1 pseudogene is annotated in these 249 nt (G+C 69.9%); it reads right to left on the reverse strand.

The features are described 5' to 3' along the window. Positions 1-249: pseudogene (locus tag FMEAI12_RS31375) on the reverse strand (hypothetical protein); the annotation flags it as partial.

Consider the following 249-nt stretch of genomic DNA (forward strand, 5'->3'; position numbering starts at 1 on the left):
GGACGAACCGTTCGGCGTAGGCGTTCGCCCGGGGCGTCCGGGGTGGGATCGTGACGGTGGTGATGCCGGCGTCGGCGAGGACCGCGTCGAAGGAGGCGGTGAACTGTCCGGCCCGGTCACGGACCAGAAATTGGAAGTCGGCCGCCCGGTCGCCGAAGTCCATGAGGAGGTTCCGGGCTTGTTGGGTGGTCCACGGTCCGTCCGGGTGAGCGGTGACCTGCGCGTTTGCTCGCCGGACAGGGCCCATGG

The organism is Parafrankia sp. Ea1.12 (genome assembly GCF_900465275.1).
Lineage (GTDB): Bacteria > Actinomycetota > Actinomycetes > Frankiales > Frankiaceae > Parafrankia > Parafrankia soli.